Origin of the sequence: Streptomyces lydicus (assembly GCF_004125265.1) — a bacterium.
Classification (GTDB): Bacteria; Actinomycetota; Actinomycetes; order Streptomycetales; family Streptomycetaceae; genus Streptomyces; species Streptomyces lydicus_C.
The window spans coordinates 871,629-894,034 of sequence record NZ_RDTE01000003.1 but is presented as its reverse complement, the minus strand read 5'-3'; the positions used below and the strand labels follow the sequence as shown (position 1 = coordinate 894,034).

At 71.4% G+C, this 22,406-nt stretch carries 18 protein-coding genes; 12 read left to right on the top strand and 6 right to left on the bottom strand.

All coding sequences use genetic code 11. The annotated features are described in order from the left end of the window. Positions 1 to 87 precede the first annotated feature (87 nt). Together D9V36_RS06700 and D9V36_RS06695 are read left to right on the top strand one after the other, a co-directional pair. Positions 88 to 879: a PaaX family transcriptional regulator C-terminal domain-containing protein gene (locus tag D9V36_RS06700; RefSeq protein WP_129292958.1), complete on the top strand. Its 792-nt coding sequence runs from the start codon at positions 88 to 90 to the stop codon at positions 877 to 879. A gap of 328 nt (positions 880 to 1,207) precedes the next feature. Then, positions 1,208 to 2,359: an ABC transporter substrate-binding protein gene (locus tag D9V36_RS06695; protein ID WP_129292957.1), complete on the top strand. Its 1,152-nt coding sequence runs from the start codon at positions 1,208 to 1,210 to the stop codon at positions 2,357 to 2,359. A 213-nt stretch (positions 2,360 to 2,572) separates the two neighbouring features. On the opposite strand, the gene D9V36_RS06690 is transcribed toward D9V36_RS06695, so the two are convergent. Beyond that, positions 2,573 to 3,796 (bottom strand): lactonase family protein, encoded by a 1,224-nt coding sequence (locus tag D9V36_RS06690; protein WP_129292956.1) that lies wholly within the window; start codon positions 3,794 to 3,796, stop codon positions 2,573 to 2,575. A 297-nt stretch (positions 3,797 to 4,093) separates the two neighbouring features. On the opposite strand from D9V36_RS06690, the gene D9V36_RS06685 reads away from it, so the two are divergent. Then, positions 4,094 to 5,182 carry a tetratricopeptide repeat protein gene (locus tag D9V36_RS06685; RefSeq protein WP_129292955.1) on the top strand — a complete coding sequence of 363 codons (1,089 nt, stop codon included), beginning with the start codon at positions 4,094 to 4,096 and terminating at the stop codon, positions 5,180 to 5,182. On the opposite strand, the gene D9V36_RS06680 is transcribed toward D9V36_RS06685, so the two are convergent. Next, positions 5,076 to 6,500 (bottom strand): lipase maturation factor family protein, encoded by a 1,425-nt coding sequence (locus tag D9V36_RS06680; RefSeq protein ID WP_129292954.1) that lies wholly within the window; start codon positions 6,498 to 6,500, stop codon positions 5,076 to 5,078. The genes D9V36_RS06685 and D9V36_RS06680 overlap by 107 nt on opposite strands. A gap of 390 nt (positions 6,501 to 6,890) precedes the next feature. On the opposite strand from D9V36_RS06680, the gene D9V36_RS40730 reads away from it, so the two are divergent. Further along, positions 6,891 to 7,061, top strand: coding sequence for a hypothetical protein (locus D9V36_RS40730; RefSeq protein ID WP_164992842.1), 171 nt, complete (start codon positions 6,891 to 6,893; stop codon positions 7,059 to 7,061). A 320-nt stretch (positions 7,062 to 7,381) separates the two neighbouring features. Here the strand turns inward: D9V36_RS40730 and D9V36_RS06675 are convergent, their stop codons facing one another. Further along, a complete protein-coding gene (locus D9V36_RS06675) occupies positions 7,382 to 9,211 on the bottom strand; it encodes an alpha-L-fucosidase (RefSeq protein ID WP_129292953.1) in 1,830 nt (609 codons plus the stop codon). 311 nt (positions 9,212 to 9,522) lie between these two features. On the opposite strand from D9V36_RS06675, the gene D9V36_RS06670 reads away from it, so the two are divergent. Further along, on the top strand, positions 9,523 to 11,085 hold the full coding sequence (locus D9V36_RS06670) for an AMP-binding protein (protein ID WP_129292952.1): 1,563 nt from the start codon (positions 9,523 to 9,525) through the stop codon (positions 11,083 to 11,085). Positions 11,086 to 11,109: 24 nt separating this feature from the next. Here D9V36_RS06670 and D9V36_RS06665 read toward each other — a convergent pair whose 3' ends face one another. Then, positions 11,110 to 11,544 (bottom strand): VOC family protein, encoded by a 435-nt coding sequence (locus D9V36_RS06665; RefSeq protein WP_129292951.1) that lies wholly within the window; start codon positions 11,542 to 11,544, stop codon positions 11,110 to 11,112. A gap of 164 nt (positions 11,545 to 11,708) precedes the next feature. Further along, a complete protein-coding gene (locus D9V36_RS06660) occupies positions 11,709 to 11,912 on the bottom strand; it encodes an SCO3870 family protein (protein ID WP_088801114.1) in 204 nt (67 codons plus the stop codon). Between the two features lie 332 nt (positions 11,913 to 12,244). Between D9V36_RS06660 and D9V36_RS06655 the strand changes: the two genes are divergently transcribed. The 7 genes from D9V36_RS06655 (at position 12,245) to D9V36_RS06625 (ending at position 21,403) form a co-directional block, all read left to right on the top strand. Then, positions 12,245 to 13,408: a helix-turn-helix domain-containing protein gene (locus D9V36_RS06655; RefSeq protein WP_129292950.1), complete on the top strand. Its 1,164-nt coding sequence runs from the start codon at positions 12,245 to 12,247 to the stop codon at positions 13,406 to 13,408. 73 nt (positions 13,409 to 13,481) lie between these two features. Next, positions 13,482 to 13,862 carry a DUF6415 family natural product biosynthesis protein gene (locus D9V36_RS06650; RefSeq protein ID WP_129292949.1) on the top strand — a complete coding sequence of 127 codons (381 nt, stop codon included), beginning with the start codon at positions 13,482 to 13,484 and terminating at the stop codon, positions 13,860 to 13,862. Between the two features lie 875 nt (positions 13,863 to 14,737). Continuing rightward, positions 14,738 to 16,816: a restriction endonuclease gene (locus D9V36_RS06645; RefSeq protein WP_129292948.1), complete on the top strand. Its 2,079-nt coding sequence runs from the start codon at positions 14,738 to 14,740 to the stop codon at positions 16,814 to 16,816. A 109-nt stretch (positions 16,817 to 16,925) separates the two neighbouring features. Then, positions 16,926 to 17,120, top strand: coding sequence for a ferredoxin (locus D9V36_RS06640; protein ID WP_129298234.1), 195 nt, complete (start codon positions 16,926 to 16,928; stop codon positions 17,118 to 17,120). Continuing rightward, positions 17,117 to 18,571, top strand: coding sequence for an NAD(P)/FAD-dependent oxidoreductase (locus D9V36_RS06635; RefSeq protein WP_129292947.1), 1,455 nt, complete (start codon positions 17,117 to 17,119; stop codon positions 18,569 to 18,571). The genes D9V36_RS06640 and D9V36_RS06635 overlap by 4 nt, the downstream gene beginning before the upstream one ends. Positions 18,572 to 18,651: 80 nt before the next feature. After that, the gene (uvrA, locus tag D9V36_RS06630; protein ID WP_129292946.1) at positions 18,652 to 21,108 is read left to right on the top strand and encodes an excinuclease ABC subunit UvrA; all 2,457 of its coding nucleotides are present in this window, start codon (positions 18,652 to 18,654) and stop codon (positions 21,106 to 21,108) included. An 82-nt stretch (positions 21,109 to 21,190) separates the two neighbouring features. Continuing rightward, on the top strand, positions 21,191 to 21,403 hold the full coding sequence (locus tag D9V36_RS06625) for an EF-hand domain-containing protein (protein WP_086719256.1): 213 nt from the start codon (positions 21,191 to 21,193) through the stop codon (positions 21,401 to 21,403). 19 nt (positions 21,404 to 21,422) lie between these two features. Here D9V36_RS06625 and D9V36_RS06620 read toward each other — a convergent pair whose 3' ends face one another. Next, entirely contained in the window at positions 21,423 to 22,346 is a 924-nt protein-coding gene (locus tag D9V36_RS06620) for a LysR family transcriptional regulator (RefSeq protein ID WP_129292945.1), read from the bottom strand. Positions 22,347 to 22,406: the final 60 nt, after the last annotated feature.

The window sequence follows — 22,406 nt, the reverse complement described above, 5'->3', positions numbered from 1 at the left end:
CGCTGTCCTGCGGAAGGCCGTCCCGCCGGCCGGCGTCGCAGGCCCACGGCGATCGGGGGAGACGCCCCCCTAGAATCTCCGGCACATATGAACGACGACCACACCGGCACCTCCCACGGCACCGGTACCTCCGACGCCACCGAGGCCGCCGCACCGGCACTGCGGCCGCTCACCGCACGTTCCATCGTGCTGAGCACCCTCCTCGGTCACCACCCGCCACGGCTGCCCGCGCGCGCCCTGGTACGGGTGGGCGAGCTGTTCGGCATCGCCGAGGGCACCGTCCGGGTCGCGCTCTCCCGCATGGTGGCCGCGGGCGACCTGCGGCAGGACGACGGTTCCTATGCCCTCACCACCCGCCTCCTGGTGCGCCAGGCCCGGCAGGACGAGAGCCGCACGCCGAGGACCCGGCCCTGGAGCGGGGACTGGGAGATCGCCGTGGTCGCCACGGCGGAGGGCCGGCCGCCCGCCGAACGTACCGCCCTGCGCCAGGCCATGGCAGAGCTGCGGCTGGCCGAACTCCGCGAGGGCAGCTGGCTGCGCCCGGCCAACCTCGACCGGCCCCGCCCCGCCGTCGTCACCGAGCAGTGCACCTGGCTCGCCGGCGCCCCGGACGGCGACCCGGCCGCGCTCGCCGCCCGGCTGTGGGACCTGATCGGGTGGGCACACCGCGCCCGCGCCCTGGCCGGTGCCCTGGACCGCGCCGACGCCCCGGCCGACCGCTTCACCATCGCCGCGGCCGCGCTCCGCCATCTCCTCTCCGACCCCCTGCTCCCCGCCGAGCTCCTGCCCGAGGCCTGGCCCGGCGACCGGCTCCGCCGCCGGTACGCCGCGTTCGAGACCGATCTGCGTGACCTGCTGCGGCAGTACCTGGCCGGCTAGGGAGTGTCCTGTGGAGCAGCCCGCCCCGGCCCGTCGGCGATCGCCTGGCGCCGCGCCGTTCCGCTTCCCGGGCCGCGCGGAGTTGTGTGCGGAGTGTGCGGCGCGGCCGGCCCGGACGAGGTGCCGTCGTGACCCCCGCGAGCTGCGATCGCGAGCGAATCGGAGTCAGTCCTTTTACCAATGTTTACCTGCCGGACACCATAGTTGGGCGTACTGAGGCCCAACTTGTCAGACAACCCGTCCGACAGGTGCTCACCCCCCACGTGCATCCCCTGTGTGGCCCCGCATGAATCCCCCTCAACCCTCTGCGCGTACCCCTGGAGAGACCGTGACCGTGTTCCCGCCGAGGACAGCCGTCCTCACCGGCGTCCTCGCCATCCCCGCCGCACTTGCCCTCAGCGCATGCGGCGGGGCCTCCGACGCGAACACCGCCGACGGAAAGAACGCTGCCACCGCGACCACGGCCGACGCCCTGGGCGGCGTCGACGCCCTGGCCGAGGCGGCCAAGAAGGAAGGCACCCTGCATGCGATCGCGCTGCCCCGCGACTGGGCCAACTACGGCGCCCTGATCGACGGCTTCACCAAGAAGTACGGCATCAAGGTCGAGGTCGAGAACCCGAAGGGCGCCAGCCAGGACGAGATCAAGGCCGTCACCTCGCGCAAGGACCAGGGCAACGCTCCCGACGTCCTCGACCTCGGCAGCTCCTTCGCGCAGAGCGCCGCCCAGGACGGGCTGCTCGCGCCGTACATGGTCACCGGTTTCGCCGACATTCCCGATGTCCAAAGAGATTCGATCGGCCGCTGGGCGAACGACTACGGCGGCTATGTCTCCTTCGGCTGCGATGCCAAGCGGGTGCAGACCTGCCCGACCAGCTTCAAGGATCTGCTCCAGCCGCAGTACAAGGGGAAGGTCGCGCTCAACGGCGACCCCACCACTGCGGGTTCGGCCTTCGGCGCCGTGTATGCGGCGGCCCTCGCCCGTGGCGGCTCCTTCGAGGACATCCAGCCCGGCATAGACTTCTTCACCAAGCTGAAGAAGGACGGCGTTCTCGCGCCCGTGAAATCCACCGCGGCCACCATCGCGAAGGGCCGGACGCCGATCAGCATCGACTGGGACTACCTGAACGCCGGGTACACCGAGGCGCTCAAGTCCAAGGGCATCGACTGGAAGGTCACGGTCCCCTCGGACGGAAAGTTCTCCCAGTACTACTCGCAGGCCATCAACAAGGACGCGCCGCACCCCGCGGCCGCGCGTCTGTGGCTGGAGTACCTCTACAGCCCCGAGGGCCAGAACCTCAGACTCAAGGGGTTCGCCCGCCCGGCCCTGATGGACGCCATGAAGAAGGCCGGCAAGCTCGACAAGACCGCGGCGGCAAAGCTGCCGAAGGTCTCCGGCACGCCGGACTTCCCGACCGAGACCCAGCAGAGCAACGCCAAGCTCGCCATCACCCAGAGCTGGGGCGGGTCCGCTTCCCAGTAGCCGCGACGCACGCCCGGACCGACGTGGTGCCCCCGCTTCCTCTCAGCGGCGGGCACCACGTCGGTCCGGGCTGCCCCTTTCCCAGGAGCGGGACCGCGGCGGGCGCCTCACCGCCGGACCGTCGGACGGCGGTCCTCCGGGCGCGGCACACCGTCCGTGGCACACCGTCCGTTCCCCGGCACGCGGGATGACGCGGAGAGCCGTGTTCCGCTGTCACAGCGGTAGGACGCACACCGGTACGGGCGCCGGGAACGGCTCGCCCACGCGATGGAGCGACCCGGTCCGGGCATCCACCGAGAACACCGTCACCGACCCCGACTTCTGGTTCGCCGCGAACAGCCACCGCTGATCCGGCGAAAAGGCGATCTGCCGGGGGAAGTCCCCGCCCACCGGCACGGTGTCCAGCAGCCGCAGCCGTGCCCCGGCCGCCTCCACGGCATAGCGGGTGAGGCTGTTGTGACCGCGATTGGCGAGGAAGGCGAAGCCGCCGCCGCGGGTGACCAAGAGCTGCGCCGGATAGCTGGTGCCCGGGCCGGTCCCGGTGGACTGCGATGTACCGGGGCTCAGCCGTCCGGTACTCCGGTCGTAGCGGCAGACCACGACCGTGTTGTCGACCTCGTTCGCCAGATAGGCGAAGGCGCCCGACGGGTGGAACGTCAGATGCCGGGGGCCGGCGCCGGGTCGCAGCGCCGCATACGACACCTGGGTGAGTTCACCGGCCGATTCGTCCAGCCGGTAGGTGTAGACGGTGTCGTTGCCGAGGTCGACGGCCAGCACGTGCCGGCCGTCCGGGGCGGTGACGATTTGGTGGGCATGCGGCCCGTCCTGGCCGGGACCGGGCGGCGGGGCGGTGTGGGTGACCAGATCCGTGCGCGCGCCCAGGGAGCCGGTGGCGCGGTCGATGGGATGCACGGCGACGCTGCCGGAGAGGTAGTTGGCGCTGAGCAGCCAACGGCCGCTCGGGTGCACCGACAGATGACAGGGACCGGCGCCGCCGGTGGACCGGGTGCCCAGCACCGTGGGCGGTCCGTCCGGCCGCAGCGCCATCGCGGTCACCTCGCCCCGCTCCTGCTCGTCGACCGCGTAGAGGGTGCGGCCGGACGGCGCCAGGACGAGGTAGGAGGGGTCGGCGACCCCGTTCACGACACCGGTGCGGGTGATCCGGCCGGTCACGGTATCGTACGTACCGAGTCCGACGCCGGCCCCGCCGCCCGCGGCCGAGGTGTACGTCCCCAGGAAGAGCGGCCGGATGCGGCGCCGGCGGTGCCCGGCCGCGTGGCGGGTGGCGTGCCCGGGCGCCGGTTCCTCCGTCGTCAGCAGACCCGCCCCGCCTGCCCCGCCCGCCACGGCCAGCCCTGCCGCGACGCCGAGGAACCGCCTGCGGTCGATGCGGCTGCTCCCTGTCCCGGTCTGCGTTCCCGTACGCGCTGCGCTCATGCCACACCTCGGTGCTCGGCGGTCGGTGGTCCTGATCGGGTGGTCGTGGCAGCAGGGTGACCGGCCCTCGCCCCCTACGGCAAGTGACGCCACCCGAGAGGCGTGAGGCGCAACGCCACGGCGGTACCCCGTAGGGGGTGACCCTGACGTCCCCCTACATCCCCATGATGACCATGACCCCTCCGGTAGCACTCCAGTCGTACAGCACAACCCATACGCGGACGGATTCGCCGCACCCCTCACAGCTCGTAGGTTGTTGATCAAGGCGCAAAGATCATCGAGAGGCCATGGGTATCTATGTACGGCAAGGCGTTCGCCCCTGAATATCAGGGCGAGTTGGGCACGGCACTGGGCGTGAACTCCTCCTACGAGGAGGTGCTGGCGACGGCGAGGCGCGCGCATGCCGAGGCCGGCACGGCGCTGGAGCGGGCCCGGGCCGCGCTCGCGGTCGGCGAGGCGAACCGCCGGCTCGGCCGGGTGACACAGGCCGGTGACGCCTGGCGGGAGAGCTACCGCAGTGCCCGCAGTGCCGGTGACCGGGGTGCCATGGCCTGGGCGCTGTGGAGCGGCGGCACCCTGGCCCGCCAGTGCGGCTCCCTGCCGCTCGCCCGCCGGCTGCTCACCCATGCCGTGGCGCTGGCCGACGGCAGCGGCGACCGCCTCGCCCACGGCTACTCGCTCGCCGGCCTCGCCGAGACCGGCCGCATACAGGGCGACTACGAAGCGGTCGCCGAGCTCCACGAGCAGTTGCTGGAACAGGGCCGGGCGCACGGCGAGGCCCGGCACATGGTCTGGGCGATGTCCGGCATAGCCCAGATGCACCGCAACACCGGCGGCTACGACAAGGCCCTGGAGCTGTTCGAGGAATCCGCCCGGATCGCCGCCGAGGCCGATGACTTCCGTGGGCGCGCCTGGTCGCTGCGCGGCGTCGCCGATGTCCTGTCCGTCCAGGGCGAGACGGAGCGGGCGCTCGCGCTGCTGTCCGAGGCGGAGGCCATCTGCCGCACCATGGACCTGGCCAGCGCGCTCGCGTACAACCACAAGATGCGCGCCAACGTGTTCTACCGGGCGGGCCGTTACGAGTCGGCGCGTGAGACGTACACCCTCTCGCTGCGGGAGTTCCGCGAGATGCAGGAGCCCCGCGGGGAGGCGCTCTCCCGGCTCGGCCTGGCGAAGTCCCGGGCCCGCCTCGGCCGCGACCGGGACGAGACCCTGGTCGAACTCGCCTCCCTGGAAGCGGACTTCACCCGTATCGGACTGCGCCACGCCCGGGATATGGTCATCGCCTTCCGTGCAGAGCTGACCGCGCAACCGGCGCCAGAAACTCCCGCTCCTCGGTGCGGTGCCACCACGCCCCAGTCTCCCGCAATTCCCGCCAGGTCGTGAAGCGGTAACGGAAGACCCGGGCCCTGATCCGGGCCGGCGGCAGACCGGGGAACGGATTGCGGTGCAACAGCCGCAGCGTGTCCCGGTCGTTCTCCAGCAATCGCGCGACGAACGGGACGAACCACGACCGCGCATAGGCCGGTGACAGCGCGGCGAACCACATCAGCCAGTCCAGCCGGAGGTGATAAGGGGCGAATTGGCGCGGCAGCCGCCGTACCTCTCCCGGCTTGCCACGGAATTCGTAAGGGAGCCACGTGGTCTCCGGCCCGGTCACCGCATCCGCGGTCCCCTCCACGACGATTTCCCGGCGCACTCGCGTAATACTGCCGAAGGCCCCGTACGAATTGACCAGGTGCAGCGACTCGTAGGACGTGTTCATCAGCTGCTGCCGGGCCAGCAGATTGCGCGCCGGCCGGTAGCTGAGGACGAGGACCCCGGCCGTGGCGAGGAGGACCAGGACCTCGAACCACACCGGAGGCGCGGGCAGCGGCGTGGCCGGCGGCCCCCACAGCGGGGCCGCGGCCGAGAGGGCGAGCGCGATGGTCACCCAGTTCAGCCAGGCGAAGTTGCCCGAGAGCACCAGCCACAGCTGGGTGACGACCATCGCGATCGCGGCCCACCCGGCGATCGGCTGTGGAGTGAACAGCAGCACGGGAACGGCGAGTTGGGCGACGTGGTTGGCCGCCACCTCGACCCGGTGCAGGGGCCGGGGCAGATGGTGGAAGAGCCAGCTCAAGGGGCCGGGCATCGGCTGCGTCTCGTGGTGGTAGTACAGGCAGGTCAGATCCCGCCAGCAGCGGTCGCCGCGCATCTTGATCAGCCCGGCCCCGAACTCCACCCGGAACAGCACCCAGCGCAGCAGCCACATCACCGGCACCGGGGGAGCGATCGCGCCGTTCCCGAGGAACACCGCGAGCGAACCGGCCTCCAGCAGCAGCGACTCCCAGCCGAAGCTGTACCAGGTCTGCCCGACGTTCACGATGGACAGATACATCGCCCACAGTACGGCCCACAGCACCATCGACGCCCACAGCGGCACGGCATCCGCCGCCCCCACCGCCACGGCCGCGGCCAGTAGCGCCCCGCTCCACGACCAGAGGGCGAAGAAACGGTCCGAATAGTGCCGGTGAAAGACCGAGGGCGCCGCGCGGAACGGCACCCGCGCCACGAAGTCGGGCACCGGCAGCATGCCGCGCGCGCCGATGAGTGCCCGGAACTGCCGGGCCGCCGCCACGAACGCGACCAGGTAGAGAACGGCCAGCACGCGCTGGAAGACCAGCCGCCCGAGCCAGTAACCGGAATCCGAGAACCATGCCACCCGCCCATGGGTAGCACTGCCGTCGCGCGCCCCGCAGCAGGGCGCGCGGCGACGGGAACCGGATCCGCCGCTCACTCTTCAGCGTAGGGAACGGGGCGAATGCAGCAACCGCAGGGCCATTGGAGTGAGTGATGTGCGTCACATATTCCGACCGTTTTCCCCTCATTCAGGGGCCTCGCATCCGCATCTTCCGATGACGTGCCCGTGCCGCCGGGAAACGTCGAGCGCGCGGAGTACGGCGTCGTTACTCTGAGGGGCGACGGACGACCTTTCTGGGAGACGCCAACACCATTGGCCCGTCGCGGGAACGCCACAAACCTTGGCCGACCTCCCGGTTTGTGAAAGAGGCGCCACCGCGTCGGACCAATACCTCAGAAGAAGGAGTGCGTGGTGGCATTGCACAAGGCTCAACACAAGCAGCCCCGTTTGAAGCAGGGCGAGCGGCCCGGTCGGATCAAGGAAGTCCGGAATCTGGAAGTCTGGGACCGCTGCGCCCCCGTGCATCTCGCCGGCTGCGATGACGATCCCGCCGAACCGAATATCTTCCGCGGCATCGACTGAATCACCGAGCGCTCGGGCGTCGGCCCTGACCCGTGGGCCTCCTCCTCCGGGGTCGGGGCCGGCGCCCGAGCAGACACAGCGGCCCAGCGGCCGGGTGAGCCCGTCGGCATCGGCAGGCGGCGCCACCGCCGGGGCGGACCGGGCACCCCTTGGGCTCGGACCGACCCGAACGGCCCAACCGGGGGTGGAGCTTTTCCCGCCCGTCCGTCTCTGTCAGACCGACCGTCTCTGCCAGACCGACCGTCTCGGTCAGCCGTCCGTCTCTCCACGACCCACCGTCCGCTCGTCCGCCCGCCCGTGGCCGGCCGGTACGGCCCTGGTCAGTCGGCGTAGAGCTGCCGTTGCGGCACGATCTGCTGGGGCTGACCCGGGCTGGACCACAGCAGCTTCATATAGGCCTCACCGGTCTGCTCCGTGTGGTCGAGCCGGATGCTGTGCCGGTGGCCGGCCCGCAGGGTGACGGTCCCCTTGTCGGCCTTCGGGCCGTGCGGGGTGGTGTTGTCGATCACCGGCTTGCCGTCGATCCACAGCCGTACGGTGTCGTCGGAGACGGTGGTGAAGGTGTACGTCTCGTCGAAACGCGGCTCAATGCTGCCGGTCCAGCGGGTGCTGAAGTGATCGGCGGGAATCGCCGGGTCCGGTGAGCCGTCGAAGCGGTAGGCCTTGTTCACCGTCGGGTCGACGGTGGTCACCGCGGGCGGGCCGGTGAAGGAACCGTTCGCCCAGCTCTGCGCCGTCAGCCCCTTTCCGGTGCCGGCGGGTGCCGCGGCCGGCGGCGTGATCGTGAGCCGGACGACGGTGGCGAGCGGGCCGGTGGCGGTGCCGGACGGGGTGAGGTCGAAGCCGTCCCCGGCCCGGACGACCCTCACCTGCTGAGAACTGCCCAGCACCCGGGCCGCGGTGATCTCGAACCGTCCCCTGGCGGTGAGGTGCAGGGGCGCGCCGGCGGCCGGCCAGGAGGTGACCGCGGCGTACAGCGTGTCGCCCCGCCGGGAGACCGTGCCCCAGGGCGGGTCCGCCACCAGCCCGGTGTATCCGGCCCCGTGGACCGCGTCGCCCTGGCCGTGCGCACCCAGCCACCGGCCGGTCTCGCGCAGCCGGTCGACGGACGGCTGAGGGATGCGCCCGGTTTTGTCGGGGCCCACGTTGAGCAGGTAGTTGCCGCCGCGGCTCGCCACCTCCAGCAGGTTGCGCACCACCGTTGCCGCCGGCTTCCAATGGGTGTCGTACCTGGCGAAGCCCCAGTGGTCGTTGAGCGTCATACAGCTCTCCCACAGCTGTCCGTCCACGGGCTCCGCGGGAATCTCCTGCTCCGGCGTGCCGAAGTCCCCGTCGACCACCTCGCGTTTGCCGACGCGGTTGTTGACGATCAGATGGGGGTTCATTCCGTGCAGATACGCCTGGAGGTCGGCGCCGTCCTGACGCGACCAGTGATTGGTGGGGTGGTCCGTGTCCCATTCGCCGTCGAACCACAACAGCGCCGGGTCGTAGTGGTCGATCAGCTCCTTGAGCTGGGCGTACATCCGCTTCTTGTAGCGCGGGAAGGTCGCCGGGCCGGCGAAGTCCGGGTCGTGCCAGTCCCAGATGGAGTAGTAGAAGCCGAGTTTGATCCCGGCGGCGTCGGCGGCCTTCTTCAGCTCGGCGAGGATGTCGCGGTGCGGGTCGAAGGAGGAGTGGTCGCGCAGATTCCAGGTGTTCTGCCGCGTCGGCCACATCGCATAGCCGTCGTGGTGCTTGGCCGTGATGACGATATAGCGCTGGCCGGCGTCCTTGGCCGCCCGGACGATCGCCCCGGCGTCGAAGGCGGACGGGTTGAAGGCGGCGGCCTGCTTCTCGTACACGTCGTCCGGGATCTGGCACTCGCGCTTGATCCACTCCGCGTTGCGGCACACCGTGCCGTCGGGCCGGGTGTACTCGCCCTCCAGGTGGGAGTACGCGCCGAAGTGGATGAACATTCCGAAGCGGTCCTGACGCCACCACGAGGTGCGCGACGAGGTGAAGGGATCGTCGGTCGCGTGGTTGGTTCCGGGGCCGGCGGCGGGCCGCGGCGGGGGCTTCGCGGCGGCCACCGGGCCGCCTGCGGCCAGCAGCAGGGCGCCCAGCACCCCCATGAGCCCCAGCAGCCGGAACGGTCTGGTGCGGCTGTGCATCGCTCGCTCCTCGGGTCAGTTGGTCACGTACGTGCCTCCTGTGCCACCCCGCATGGTGCAGCGGCCGAACCCGGACCGGAAGACCCCGGGCCCGATAAACATCGGAGCATCTGCCGGAAACCGGACGCGAGTTGGGGAAGGGGGAGGCCGGAAGGGGGCAAGACCTCGGATCTAAGCGGGGCGGCGGGGGAGAGGGGCCGGAAGAGGCGCCGCCGAGAGCCCGGGGGAGTGCCGGCCTGCGGCGGGCGCTCTGGATAACCACCGGACTTGTCGGTTCAATGGGCCTTCCGGCCGCATTCACTGGAGGCACCATGGAAGCCGTCGTCCCGCCCGCTGCCGGCGCCCCGGCCATTCGCTGCGCGGGTCATGAACGCGACTATCCGTCCTTCCTCGACCGTGCGGCGCGGATCGCCACCGGGCTGCGGGCGGTGGGAGTCGAGCCCGGCGACCGGATCGCCGTCGTGCTGCGCAACGAGCCCGCCCATCTGGAGATCACCGCAGGGGCCGCCCTGCTGGGCGCCTCGGCGGTACCCGTCAACTGGCACTTCCGCCAGGACGACCTGCGTCATGTGCTCACCGACAGCGGCAGCAAGGTCGTCTTTGCGCACAGCGACCTGCTGGAGGCGGTGACCGCCGTGCTGCCCGAGGGCGTACGGATCGTCGAGGCCGCCGTTCCCGCCGGGGTCGCGGCCGCCTGCAAGATCGCCGTACCGCCCGTCACAGGAGAGCACCCGCTGCTCGACCGGTGGCTGGAAGGCTTTGCCCCGCTGGACCAGGCCGCCGGGGAACGCCCGCCCACCGTGATCTACAGCTCCGGAACCACGGGGCTCCCCAAGGGAGTTCTGCGCGAGCCCGTCGCTCCCGAGCAGCTCGAAGAGGGGGTGCGGTTATTCCTGGAGCGCTTCGCCGTCGCCCCCGGCGGACGCACGCTCATCCCCGCGCCGCTGTACCACGCCTCTCCCAGCCAGCACGCCGTCCTCGCGCTCGCGGCCGGCCTGGACATCACCCTCATGCCGCGCTTCGACGCCGAGGAATGCCTGCGGCTGATCGCCCACCACCGTATCGAGCAGGTGCAGGTCGTGCCGACGATGTTCGTACGGTTGCTGCGGCTGCCGAAGGACGTACGCGAGCGCTACGACCTGTCCTCGCTCACCTCCGTCGTACACGCCGCGGCGCCCTGCCCGCCGCACATCAAGTACGCCATGATCGACTGGCTGGGACCGGTACTGCGGGAGTATTACGGCGGCAGCGAGACCGGCGCCGTGACCTGGTGCGACAGCGCCGAGTGGCTGGCCCACCCCGGCACCGTCGGACGTGCCACCGGAACCTGCGGGGTGGCGGTCGTCGGCCCCGGCAAGGAGCCGCTGCCGGCCGGAGCCACCGGTGACATCTACCTCAAACCCGGCGACGGCTGGCCCCCGTTCACCTACCTCGGCGACCCCGGTCGGCGTGCCGCCATGGAAGCACCGGGCCTGCCCGGATACGTCACCATCGGGGACATCGGCCATCTCGACGCGGACGGCTATCTCTTCCTCAGCGACCGCCGGAACGACATGGTCATCTCGGGCGGCGTCAACATCTACCCCGCCGAGATCGAAGGCTGTCTGCTCGCCCTCGACGGGGTCCGTGACGTGGCCGTCTTCGGCATCCCCGATGAGGAGTTCGGTGAAGTCCTCGCCGCCCATCTGCAGACCGAACCCGGTGTACTGCTCAGCGCAGAGGAGGTACGGTCCCATGTCGCCGGGCGGCTTGCCGGGTACAAGGTCCCCCGGGCGGTGGTCTTCGAGGAGCTGCTGCCGCGGGACGAGTCGGGAAAGCTCTTCAAGAGGCAGCTGCGGGACCCGTACTGGGCCGAGCACCACCGCGCGATCTGAACCTCGAACCGGCCCGCCCCCGCGTCATGACGAGACACAGAGTTCGTTGTTCTCCGGGTCGGCGAGTGTGGTCCAGGCGAAGGGCCCCTGCTTGCCGTGGTGCAGGAGCGTGGCTCCCTTGGCGATCAACCGCTCGACCACGGCCTGGGGATCGTCGGGGCCTGTGCGCACGTCCAGGTGGACGCGATTCTTGACCACCTTGGGCTCCGTCACGAGCTGAAAGAGGATGCGCGGCGCCCGGTCCAGGCCCTCCGGATGGCGGATCCCGGCGCCGACCCGCCATACGAGGGTGCCGCGATGGGTGGTGGTGTCGTCCTCACTCGCCTGACCTTCGGCGATCATCCGGCGGATGAACGTCTCGTCGCTCGGCTCCACTTCCCAGCCGAGGGCGTCGGCCCACCAGTCGGCGAGCGAGTGCGGGTCGGCCGAGTCGACGGTTACCTGGAAGGTGTATGCCATGGCCGGACTCTACCGAGGGTGATCACGGCCCGTCGGCATTCACTGTCGGCAAGGTGCCCAGCTCCGCACGGCCGGGTGTGCCGATGTGGCAGTGAGGGCGGGACCGGGCCGCGCGCAACGGGCGCCGGGGCTGATGCCCCGGCGCCCGTCGGCGTGTGGAGAACTCAGTTCGTCTTCCCCTGGCGCCAGCGGGACCAGGTCACGACCGTCAGGCAGGCGGTCGTCCACATCACGACGCTGGCGGTGGCCACGGACTCGACGTACTGCTCGTAACCGTCGGTACGCAACTGGACCGCGAGAAAGCCCAGCACCGTCCCGAGCGCCGCAAGCGCGGCGGCCAGGGAGGCGAAGGGGGGTGGCTGCTTCATTTCATCTCCTCTCTGCACTGTGATCCGGCACGGTGTCCGTCGAGTCTAAGGCGATCTCGGCACGCGGTGATCAGACGTGGAGTAACGGCGAGGCTGGGCAAAGGCGCTGGTTCACTGTCTGCCAACTGATGTGTTGTGAAAGGTTTCTGACGCCTCGACCGCTCATCTGACGTAGCAGGGGCGACATGAGTGCATGCTCCCCCAACACCCGCAACCGCCGCTGGAATCTCAGGCGCCACGCGCACGGTCTCCCAGCGGTGGGAGCCGATCTCTGCGCTCGCTTCTGGGGCCGGGGGTACCGTTCTGAGTGTCTAGGTCAGAACGGAGCAATGATGCCTGAGCACGCTGACATGCACATCGGGGACCGTCTGCGCACCGTCCGGAAGCGCCGCGGTCTCACGCAACGGGAGCTCGCCACAGCCTCCGGCGTATCGGTCTCCCTCATCCGTCAACTGGAACAGGGCGCGGTAGACGGCACTCGTATGGAGACCGCTCATAAACTCGCCATCACTCTGCGAGTCGACACCAGCAGTCTGCTGGAACGCGACGACACCACCCGGACCGAGGCCGGCGAGCCGTGGCGACCGCTGCGACTCGCCGTCCAGGTGGCGCCCGTCGCATCTGCGGAGGAGCCTACGGTGCAGGGTGTTCGCGCGCTCCTTCCCGATGTGCGCCGTGCCTATTTCGGTAACCGGCTGGCCGAGCTGTCCACGCTGCTCGCTCCGGCATTGCGTGATGCTGATGCGCTCGGCGATTCGGCGCCGGCCCGTGGACTGCGTGCACATCTCCTCCAGATCACGGGGTCCGTGTTGACGCAGGTCCGTCAGTTCGACGCCGCGGAGACCGCGTTGCATCGCGCCCTCGATGATGCCCCGGACCGGCTGCGTGCCGCCGCAGTGATCACCACTTGGAGTTGGCTCCTTGTTCGGCAGGGCAAGCTGCGCGAGGCCCGAGAGTTGGCCACCCGGTGGGCGGACGACGTCGAACCTCGCATGTCCAGAGCGACGCCTGAGGAACTCGCCGCGTGGGGCTGGCTGCTGCTGCAGGCATCGGCCGCGAACCTGCGGGACAACCGGCGCGGCGAAGCGGAGGACACGATGCGGCTGGCGCTGTCCGTGGCTGTGATGACCGGTCGGGAACTGCCGCGGGGCCGGGACCGGCTGACGACGTGGGGCCCGGCGACGGTCGGATACAAGGCGGCCGAACGGCACATCGTCCTCGACCGGCCGGACAAGGTGCTTGCCATGGCCAAGAAGGGGAGCCAAGCGGCGTCCACGGAATACCACCGGCACCGACTCGACGTGGCCAAGGCACACGTCCTGGTACGGCAGTACGGCAAGGCGGTCGACACGCTCGCGAGCATTCACGACGCCGCTCCGGAGTGGCTGGCCGGCCAGCGGTACGCGCAGGACATCTTGGGTGATGTGGTGGAGCGGCGCCGGACGCTGACGTCGCAGATGCGACAACTGGCGGATGCCTTGTCAGTTCCGTTGTAGCCCTTGTTACTCCGGGTTTCGGCCCGAAGGAATTGCCATTGAGGCGCGCGTCACGTGCTCCTAACGTCACAGCATGAACACCGAGCGTGCACAGTGGAAGGCCGGCGCCGTGGCGAGGGATGAGCCCCCGATCGATCTGGACGCCATCGAGGCGACGATCACCAGAGCGCTGCGTGTCAACGCAGGTCACCTGGACGTCGGGGTCCTGCGCGAGCTTGAGGAGGAACTGCGGGGTCACGTTGACCTGCTGCTCCCCGAGGCCCGCACCGCGGCCGGCTGTATCTGGCACGGCAGCATCGAGTGGCACCGGCAGACCGCGCGTCTTGACGGCATCGAGCGGCAGGCAATGCAGGGTGTCGGTGGCAGCCCGCTCGCGGCTCATGTTCAGGTGCAGCAGCTCGCGCGTGACTGTCAGTGGCTTTTGAACCAGCGGCGCGAGCGGGCCGCTTCATGACTCCCGAGCAGCGGCGGCGCCATGCCCGTGCCGCCGCATCTCTCCTCTGGCCTGTGGCCATGGTGTTCCTGATCGTCGCCTGCAGCATCGGGGGCCGCCGTGGATAGCCGCTGCGCCTGCGGCCTATGCCGAGCTGTGCGGCCGACTGGGGTCCTTCGTTCATCACTGTCCGGAGGAGCCCGACCCGGCCCGGTTCAACCAGGACGCTATCGAACGGACTACGGCCCTCATTGAGGAGGCCGGGTACAGCGTCGACCTGGATCTGTGGGGGCCTCCGGACGACGACTTGGTGGCGGTCGCCGCGCGGTGCCAGCACTCTGAACCCAAGGAGCGGCCCATCATCATCCAGCCCAAACCGAAGAAGGGCTGGCCTTCAGGTCCGCGACGAGAGGGAACGTCATGGAATGGATCAACTCCCGCTACGCCGACCTTGTGGCAGCCGTGCGGACCGCTGAAGCGGCGAGCGGCGACGGTGATGAGCCGCCCCTTCGTGCGTTCTTGGTGCCGGACCTGGTAGAGGACGAGGGTTAACCCCTCAGGCTCCCGCCTGCGGCCAGATGCCGGCCGCAGGCGGACCGTCACGCTCCAAGTGATGGGCGCTACCCGCCCTACGGGCCAGCCTCAGAGCAAGGGTGTGCTGCTGTCGGGAGTGCCCGTCGATTACGACCCCCGTCCGGTTCGCAACATGGGGCCGGGAGACGCCCGGAACGGTCTGGGAAACGCGTCGGCGGACCCCGCACCAAGGGCGCGGAATCTTCTCCCCAACCGTGACCAGCCTCTCGCTCCCCCGCTAAAGTCTCACCCAACAACGCAGGTGAAACCGCTTCCACAGGGTTCCGGGGGCAGTCCGCCCCGGGGGGAGGACACACAGCGATATGAGCCGCCGTTCCCACGGATTAATGGCCGTCTGGGCCGAGGCGCAGCGTCAGCAGCAGCGCCAGCAGGAAGCCCAGCGCCGCGCGCGAGCACAGCAGCAGCGCGACCAGGAGCGGCAGGCACGGGACGCCGAACGCGCCATGGCGCGGATGCACCGTGAGCGGCAGACGGCCTACCGGCAGCAACGCGAGGCCGACGCCCGTCGGCGGACCGAGGAACTGGACGCCCGCGTCGGTGCACTGACCGGCCTGCTCGCCGACGGCTGCCGTGCCCCCGCCTTCTCCGCCGCCGCGCTGCTGCGCCCCGAGCGGATCGAGGAGTTCGCGCCCGGCGCCCTCGCCACGCCGGTACCGATGCCCGACCCGGCCCGCTATCACGCGCCGACGGGCGGCTGGCACCTCGGTGCCCGCCGTGACCGTGCCCAGGAGGAGGCCCGCGCCCGCTACGAGCAGGACTGGTACACGGCGCAGGCCGCGGAGAGCCGCCGCCAGGCCCAACTCGCCTCCTACCGGCAGCAGTACGACCAGTGGGCCGCGGGCGCCCTGGCCGAGATACGGCAGCACAACTCCGGCATCGAGGAGTTGCTGTCGGGCCTGCGCGGCGGTGACGCGGACGCGGCCGTCGAGTACTTCTCCGCAGCCCTGTACTCCTCCACGGCCTGGCCGGAGGGCTTTCCCCGGCAGATCGCGGCGGCCTACGACCCGATGGCGCGTCAGCTCGTCCTGGACTGGGAGCTCCCGGGCTACGACATCGTCCCGGAGACCAAATCCGTCCGCTACATGCCCACTGCCGATCAGGAGAAAGAGACCGCCAGGCCGGCCGCGCAGCGACGGGCGCTCTACCGCGAAGTGCTGGCCCAGAGCGTGCTGCTGGTGCTGCGCGACCTCTTCGCCGCCGACGGCCACGGCACCCTGGACTCGGTGGCGCTGAACGGCTTCGTGGACGATGTGGACCCGGTGACCGGCCGCCCGGCCCAGGTGTATCTCGCGACCGTCATGGCGCCCCGCAGCTCCTTCGACACCTTCTGTCTTGAGCAGGTCAGCGCGGTGGAGTGTCTGACCGACGGGCTGCGCGGGCAGCTCGCCGCCCGCCCCGACCAGCGCACCGCGGTACGCCCGGTGCGCCTGCCGGGAGAGGTGGGCGGCGGGGTCGTCTCGCACGGCACGGAGAGCGAACCGGATCTGTACGAGATGGATCCGATCGCCTTCGAGAACCTGATCGCCGAGCTGTTCCGCGCCATGGGCATGCAGGCCGTGACCACCCAGCGGTCCGGCGACGGCGGGGTCGATGTGGATGCGCTGGACCCCGATCCGATCCGCGGCGGCAAGATCGTCGTGCAGGTCAAGCGCTACCGCAACACCGTCCCGCCGACCGCCGTCCGTGACCTGTACGGCACCGTCCAGTCCGAAGGCGCCAACAAGGGCGTGCTGGTGACCACCTCCCGCTTCGGTCCCGGCGCCCACACCTTCGCCAACGGCAAACCGCTCAGCCTCATCGCCGGCCCCGAACTCGTCGATCTGCTCGGCCGTTACGGGCTGCGCGGACGGCTCGGCGGGGACGCCCCGTCCGGCCCGTCCGCCGCCGAGGAGGCGGCGGACCACAACATCCTCGGCATGAACTGGTCCGGCGAGGTCGCCCTCGATGTCTGTGCCCTGGTGTGCAAGGGGACCGACGTGCTCAGCGACGATCACTTCGTCTTTTACAACAACCCCCGCAGCCCGGACGGTTCGGTCCGGATGCTGCCCGGTTTCGCACCCGACCGGGCCGCGATGCAGGTGCGGTTCGAGGCGTTGCCACCGGCCGCCGACCGGCTGGTCCTGGTCGCGGCGATCGACCCCCAGGTCAACCCCGACGCCGATCTCTCCGGCTTCACCGACGCCCGGATCCGCCTGCTGGACGCGTCGGGGGAGGAGCTGGGGTGCCTGGAGGTCTCGGACGGGCGGCCCGGGGAGACCGCTCTGGTCCTCGGCTCGTTCCGCCGACGGGAGGGCGGCGACTGGGACTTCGTGATCGGCGGCAAGGGCTTCCCCGGCGGCCTGGAAGCGCTGGTGCAGGAGTACGGCATCGAGGTCGCCTGAGCGGCGGGCCCGGGGCGCGCCCTGACGGCACCGGGCCCGCCCCGGGCACTCCTGGGGCGTCCCGGCCGTTTGTCCTTAACGTCACCTCACAGCAATGGAGCCCACTGACGTGAAGATCACCCTCGACGCCGACAGGTGCTGCGCCGCCGGCCAGTGTGTGCTGATCGCCCCCGAGGTCTTCGACCAGCGCGACGAGGACGGTGTGGTCGTGCTGCTCGACGCCGAACCGCCGGCCGGACAGCACGACGCGGTCCGCGAGGCGGCCGCCGTCTGCCCGGCCGCCGTGATCGAGGTGCGCGCATGACCGGGCTGCCGATCGCGGTCGTCGGCGCCTCGGCGGCCGGTCTCGCCGCGGCCGAGGCGCTGCGCCGCTTCGGCTGGCGCGGCCCGCTCACCCTCATCGGCGACGAGCCCCATCTTCCGTATGACCGGCCGCCGTTGTCCAAGCAACTGCTGCAGGGCGCCTGGGCACCGGAGAAGCTGCTGCTGCGCACCGCCGACCAGCTCGCTCCGCTCGATCTCGACCTGCGGCTCGGCACCCGGGCCACCGGGCTCGACGTGGCTGGCCGCACCCTCACGCTCGACGGTGACGTGGGGGTTTCCCCGCTTGCGCAAGGCCGGGAACGGGGGACGCTCCGCTGCGCCGGCGTGATCATTGCGACCGGTGTCGCGGCCCGTACTCTGCCCGGCGCCGACCGCATTGCCGGAGTGCACACCCTGCGTACCCTCGACGACGCGCTGGCCCTGCGGGGCCGGCTGGCCAATGGGGGTACCCCCGGCAGTGAGGGCGTGGCCGCCGGGGGAGGCGGCAGGCGGCTGGTGATCGTCGGAAACGGCGTACTGGGCTGTGAAGCGGCCGCCGTGGCAAGGGAGTTGGGGCACGAGGTCACCCTCGTCGGCATCGAGGCGACTCCTATGGCCGCCGCCGTCGGCACCGAGGTCGGCGAACTGCTCGCCGAGGAGCACCGCGCCCGCGGCGTCCGGCTGCTCACCGGAGCGGTGGACGGCTTCGAGACGGCGCCCGCGGACCCGGCCGGTGGCGGCGACCGGCGGGTCACGGCCGTACGGCTGGCCCATGGGGGGACTCCCGCCGGTGAGGGCAGAGCCAGTGGGGGCGTAGCCGCCGGGGGAGGGGGAGCGGAAGGCCGCCTGCTGCCCGCGGACCTCGTGCTGCTGGCGATCGGCTCCCGGCCCGGCGTCGACTGGCTGGACGACCCGGCCCTGGACACCGGCGACGGGCTGCGCTGCGATGCGTACTGCGCCGCCGCCCCGGGTGTCTATGCCGCGGGCGATGTGGCCCGCTGGGACCATCCCGTCCACGGCCGCCCGCTGCGCTTCGAGCACCGGATGAACGCCACCGAACAGGGCATGGCCGCCGCCCGCAACCTCCTGGCCGAACTCGCCGCGGAGGCGTCCGGCCCCGCAGGGGCCACGGCCGCCGCCGGGGCCGAGGCCGCCGCCCCTGCCCCGGAGCGCCGTCCGTTCGCCCCCGTGCCGTACTTCTGGTCCGACCAGTACGCCGTCAAGCTCCAGGCGTACGGGCTGACGGCGGGCGCCGACCGGGTCGAGACCACCGTTCTGGACCGGGCGGCGCGCCGTGCCCTTGCGCTCTACGGGCGGGACCGCAGCGCCGTCGGCGTGCTCGCGGCCGGACTCCCGCCCCGCCAGGTCAGGGCGCTGCGCGCGGTCGTCGCCGCGCCACTGCCCTGGGAGGAGGCACGCGAGCGGATCGCCGCAGCCCTGGCGGCCGGCTGACCGCACCCGCCCACGGCTGACCGCACCCGACCGCGGAGGACGGTGCGCGATCACGGCGGACCGTGCCCGATCATGGAGGCATGGCCGACTCGTACGTACGGGTGCGCGGCGCCCGTGAGCACAATCTCCGCTCCGTCGATGTGGACATCCCGAGGGACGCGCTGGTCGCGTTCACCGGGGTGTCCGGATCGGGCAAGTCCTCCCTCGCCTTCGGCACCCTCTACGCCGAGGCGCAGCGCCGCTACTTCGAGTCGGTGGCCCCCTACGCCCGGCGGCTGATCCACCAGGTCGGCGCGCCCAAGGTCGAGGACATCACCGGACTGCCGCCCGCCGTCGCCCTGGAACAGCGCCGCTCCGCGCCCACCTCCCGCTCCTCGGTCGGCACCGTCACCACCCTCTCCAACACCCTGCGCATGCTCTTCTCCCGCGCCGGCGACTACCCGGAGGGGATGGCGGAACGGCTCGATTCCGATGCCTTCTCGCCCAACACCGCGGCCGGCGCCTGCCCGGAGTGCCACGGGCTGGGCACCGTCCACCGCGTCACCGAGGACTCCCTCGTGCCCGACCCCTCGCTCAGCCTCCGTGAGGGCGCCATCGCCGCCTGGCCCGGGGCCTGGCAGGGCAAGAACCTCCGCGACATCCTCGACGCCCTCGGGTACGACGTCGACCGGCCCTGGCGCGAGCTGCCGCGGGCCGACCGGGACTGGATCCTGTTCACCGACGAACAGCCCGTCGTCACCGTGCACCCGGTCCGCGACGTGGGCCGGATCCAACGCCCCTACAAGGGCCAGTACATGAGCGCCAGGCGCTATGTGCTGCACACCTTCGCCGACTCCAAGAGCGAGACCCTGCGCAGGCGCGTCCAGGGGTTCATGGTCGCCGAGCCCTGCCCGGTGTGCCACGGGCGGCGGCTGCGCCCCGAGGCACTGGCCGTCACCTTCGAGGGCCACGACATCGCCACCCTCGCGGGCCGGCCGCTGAGCGCCCTCGCCCGGCTGCTGCGGCCCACCGCCGGGCGGGCCGACGACGAGGTGGCTCCGGTGCTGGCCCGCGACCTGGTGGCCCGCATCGACGTCCTCACCGAACTCGGCCTGGGGTACCTGAGCATGGACCGGCCGGCGCCCACCCTGTCGGCCGGCGAACTCCAGCGGCTGCGGCTGGCCACCCAGCTGCGCTCCGGTCTCTTCGGCGTCGTCTACGTCCTGGACGAGCCCTCCGCCGGCCTGCACCCCGCCGACACGGAGTCCCTGCTCACGGTCCTGGGGCGGCTCAAGGAAGCGGGCAACTCGCTGTTCGTCGTGGAGCACGACATGGACGTGGTGCGCCGCGCCGACTGGATCGTGGACGTCGGCCCGCACGCCGGCGAACACGGCGGGCAGGTCCTGCACAGCGGCCCCGTCGCCGCGCTCGCGGACGTCCCGGCCTCCGCCACCCGCCGGTTCCTCTTCGAGCCCGCACCACCCGCCGTACGCCCGGTGCGCAGCCCCTCGGGCACCCTCACCCTGCGCGGCGTCACCCTGCACAATCTGCGCGGCCTGGACGCGGCCTTCCCGCTCGGCGTCTTCACCGCCGTCACCGGCGTCTCGGGATCGGGGAAATCGACGCTGGTCACCCGCGTGCTCGCGGACGCCGTACGGGACCACCTCGGCGCGGGCGAGGACCAGCAGGACGCCGCCGACGGCGACACCACCGGACCGACGGCCCGCGCCCGGCTCACCGCCGCCGAGGGCCTGGCGGCGATCGACCGGCTGGTCCGCGTCGACCAGAAGCCGATCGGCCGCACCCCGCGCTCCAACCTCGCCACCTACACCGGGCTCTTCGACGCGGTGCGCAAGGTCTTCGCCGCCACCGACGAGGCCCGCGCCCGCGGCTACACCCCCGGACGGTTCTCCTTCAACGTCGCCGGCGGCCGCTGCGAGACCTGTCAGGGCGAGGGCTTCGTCGCCGTCGAACTCCTCTTCCTGCCCGGTACGTACGCCCCCTGCACCGACTGCCACGGCGCCCGCTACCGCCCCGAAACCCTGGAGATCACCTACCGGGACCGGACCGTCGCCGACGTCCTGGCGATGACCGTCGACACCGCGGCCGGCTTCCTGGCCGATCTCCCCGCTGCGGCCCGCAGCCTGCGCACCCTCCAGGACGTGGGCCTGGGCTATCTGCGGCTCGGCCAGCCCGCCACCGAGCTGTCCGGCGGCGAGGCCCAGCGCATCAAACTCGCCACCGAACTCCAGCGCACCCGCCGCGGCCACACCCTCTACCTCCTCGACGAGCCCACCACCGGACTGCACCCCGCCGACACCGAGGTACTGCTGCGCCAGCTGCACGGCCTGGTCGACGCCGGGCACACCGTCGTGGTCGTCGAGCACGACATGGGGGTGGTCGCGGGCGCCGACCACGTCATCGACCTCGGCCCCGGCGGCGGCGCGGACGGCGGCCGGATCGTGGCGGCCGGAACCCCGGCCGAGGTCGCGGCGGCACCAACGAGCCGTACCGCGCCCTACCTGGCCCGGCGGAGGGCGCGGCCCAACGCCTCTTGACGGTCCGCTAATGTACGCAGGTCAGATCAGCAGGCAACAGCACCGCGCAGCACTGCGCAGCACCACGAAGGGGGCACCTCTCATGGCAGACATCGAGAAGGCCAGGGCGGCGTTCGCCCGGTTCGACGCGGACGGCGACGGCCAGGTCACGCCGGAGGAGTTCAAGCACGCGATGGCCGAGATGGGCGACCCGTTCGTCACCGGCCCGGTCGCCGAGGCGGTCATCAGGGCCAAGGACACCGACAGCGACGGCCGGATGTCCTTCGACGAGTTCTGGCAGGCCCTGCAGGACTGACCTGCGCACCCGCCTTTTCTCACACCCCCTTCGCCTCCCGTTCGCCCGCGGCCGCGCGCAGCGCCGCCAGCCCGCGGGCGACCGGGGGCTGCCGCTCGCTCCCGCGCCGTACGGCAGCCACGAACCGCCGTACGGGAAGGGGATCCCCGCGCAGCGGCACCCTGACGACCGGGCAGTGCTCCGGCACCGGCGCCAGCCGCGGCACCAGACAGATCCCGAAGCCGTGCGCGACCAGCGCCGCGACCGCGGACCAGTCGACCGCGTGATGGCGCACCCGCGGGGTGAAGCCCGCCGAGGCGCAGGCGGTCAGCAGCAACCGGTGCTGATCGGCCGGATCGCCGGCGCGGATCCAGCTCTCCTCGCCCGCCTCGGCCAGCGCCACGCCCCGTGCCGCCCGCCCGGCGAAGCGGTGCCCGGCCGGCACCAGCAGATCCTGCGGCTCCTCCAGCACCGGCTGCTGGACGAAGCGCGCATCGCCCGGTGCCGGGGCGCCCTCCGCCACGATCACCACGGCGATGTCCGCCCGCCCGGCCAGCAGCAGTTCGAACCGGTTGACGTCCGGATCCTCCCCGATCTCCACCGCCAGCCGCGGCAGCTCGGCGCGCAGCCGGGCCACCGCCGGTGCGATCACCCCCGTGATCGCCGTCGCGACCCCCGTGATCCGCAGCCGCCCCGCCACCCCGTCCGCGTACCCCGCGAGATCCGCTCGAGCCTCCTCCCAGCGCAGGAACAGCGCGTCGGCGTGCTCCACCAGCGCCAACGCGGCCGGCGTCAGGCGCACCTTGCGGCCCGCGGGCTCCAGGAGTTCCAGCCCGAGCCGGGCCGAGAGCTGACGCAGTTGCTGGGAGACCGTCGACGGCGTCAGATGCAGTGCCGCGGCGGTCGCGGTGACGGTGCCCTGGGTGTGCAGGACGCGCAGGGTCTGGAGCCTGGGATCGATCATGCGCGCAGCGTAGGGGCAACCATGCGGAGATGCATCATGCGGAGGTACCACATGATTCCC

Bases quoted from the DNA above. Each gene is read 5' to 3' on its own strand.
- D9V36_RS06700 (WP_129292958.1), top strand. From the start codon at position 88: ATGAACGACGACCACACCGGCACCTCCCACGGCACCGGTACCTCCGAC.
- D9V36_RS06690 (WP_129292956.1), bottom strand. From the start codon at position 3,796: ATGAGCGCAGCGCGTACGGGAACGCAGACCGGGACAGGGAGCAGCCGC.
- D9V36_RS06685 (WP_129292955.1), top strand. From the start codon at position 4,094: ATGTACGGCAAGGCGTTCGCCCCTGAATATCAGGGCGAGTTGGGCACG.
- D9V36_RS06675 (WP_129292953.1), bottom strand. From the start codon at position 9,211: ATGCACAGCCGCACCAGACCGTTCCGGCTGCTGGGGCTCATGGGGGTG.
- D9V36_RS06670 (WP_129292952.1), top strand. From the start codon at position 9,523: ATGGAAGCCGTCGTCCCGCCCGCTGCCGGCGCCCCGGCCATTCGCTGC.
- D9V36_RS06665 (WP_129292951.1), bottom strand. From the start codon at position 11,544: ATGGCATACACCTTCCAGGTAACCGTCGACTCGGCCGACCCGCACTCG.
- D9V36_RS06660 (WP_088801114.1), bottom strand. From the start codon at position 11,912: ATGAAGCAGCCACCCCCCTTCGCCTCCCTGGCCGCCGCGCTTGCGGCG.
- D9V36_RS06655 (WP_129292950.1), top strand. From the start codon at position 12,245: ATGCCTGAGCACGCTGACATGCACATCGGGGACCGTCTGCGCACCGTC.
- D9V36_RS06650 (WP_129292949.1), top strand. From the start codon at position 13,482: ATGAACACCGAGCGTGCACAGTGGAAGGCCGGCGCCGTGGCGAGGGAT.
- D9V36_RS06645 (WP_129292948.1), top strand. From the start codon at position 14,738: ATGAGCCGCCGTTCCCACGGATTAATGGCCGTCTGGGCCGAGGCGCAG.
- D9V36_RS06635 (WP_129292947.1), top strand. From the start codon at position 17,117: ATGACCGGGCTGCCGATCGCGGTCGTCGGCGCCTCGGCGGCCGGTCTC.
- uvrA (WP_129292946.1), top strand. From the start codon at position 18,652: ATGGCCGACTCGTACGTACGGGTGCGCGGCGCCCGTGAGCACAATCTC.
- D9V36_RS06625 (WP_086719256.1), top strand. From the start codon at position 21,191: ATGGCAGACATCGAGAAGGCCAGGGCGGCGTTCGCCCGGTTCGACGCG.
- D9V36_RS06620 (WP_129292945.1), bottom strand. From the start codon at position 22,346: ATGATCGATCCCAGGCTCCAGACCCTGCGCGTCCTGCACACCCAGGGC.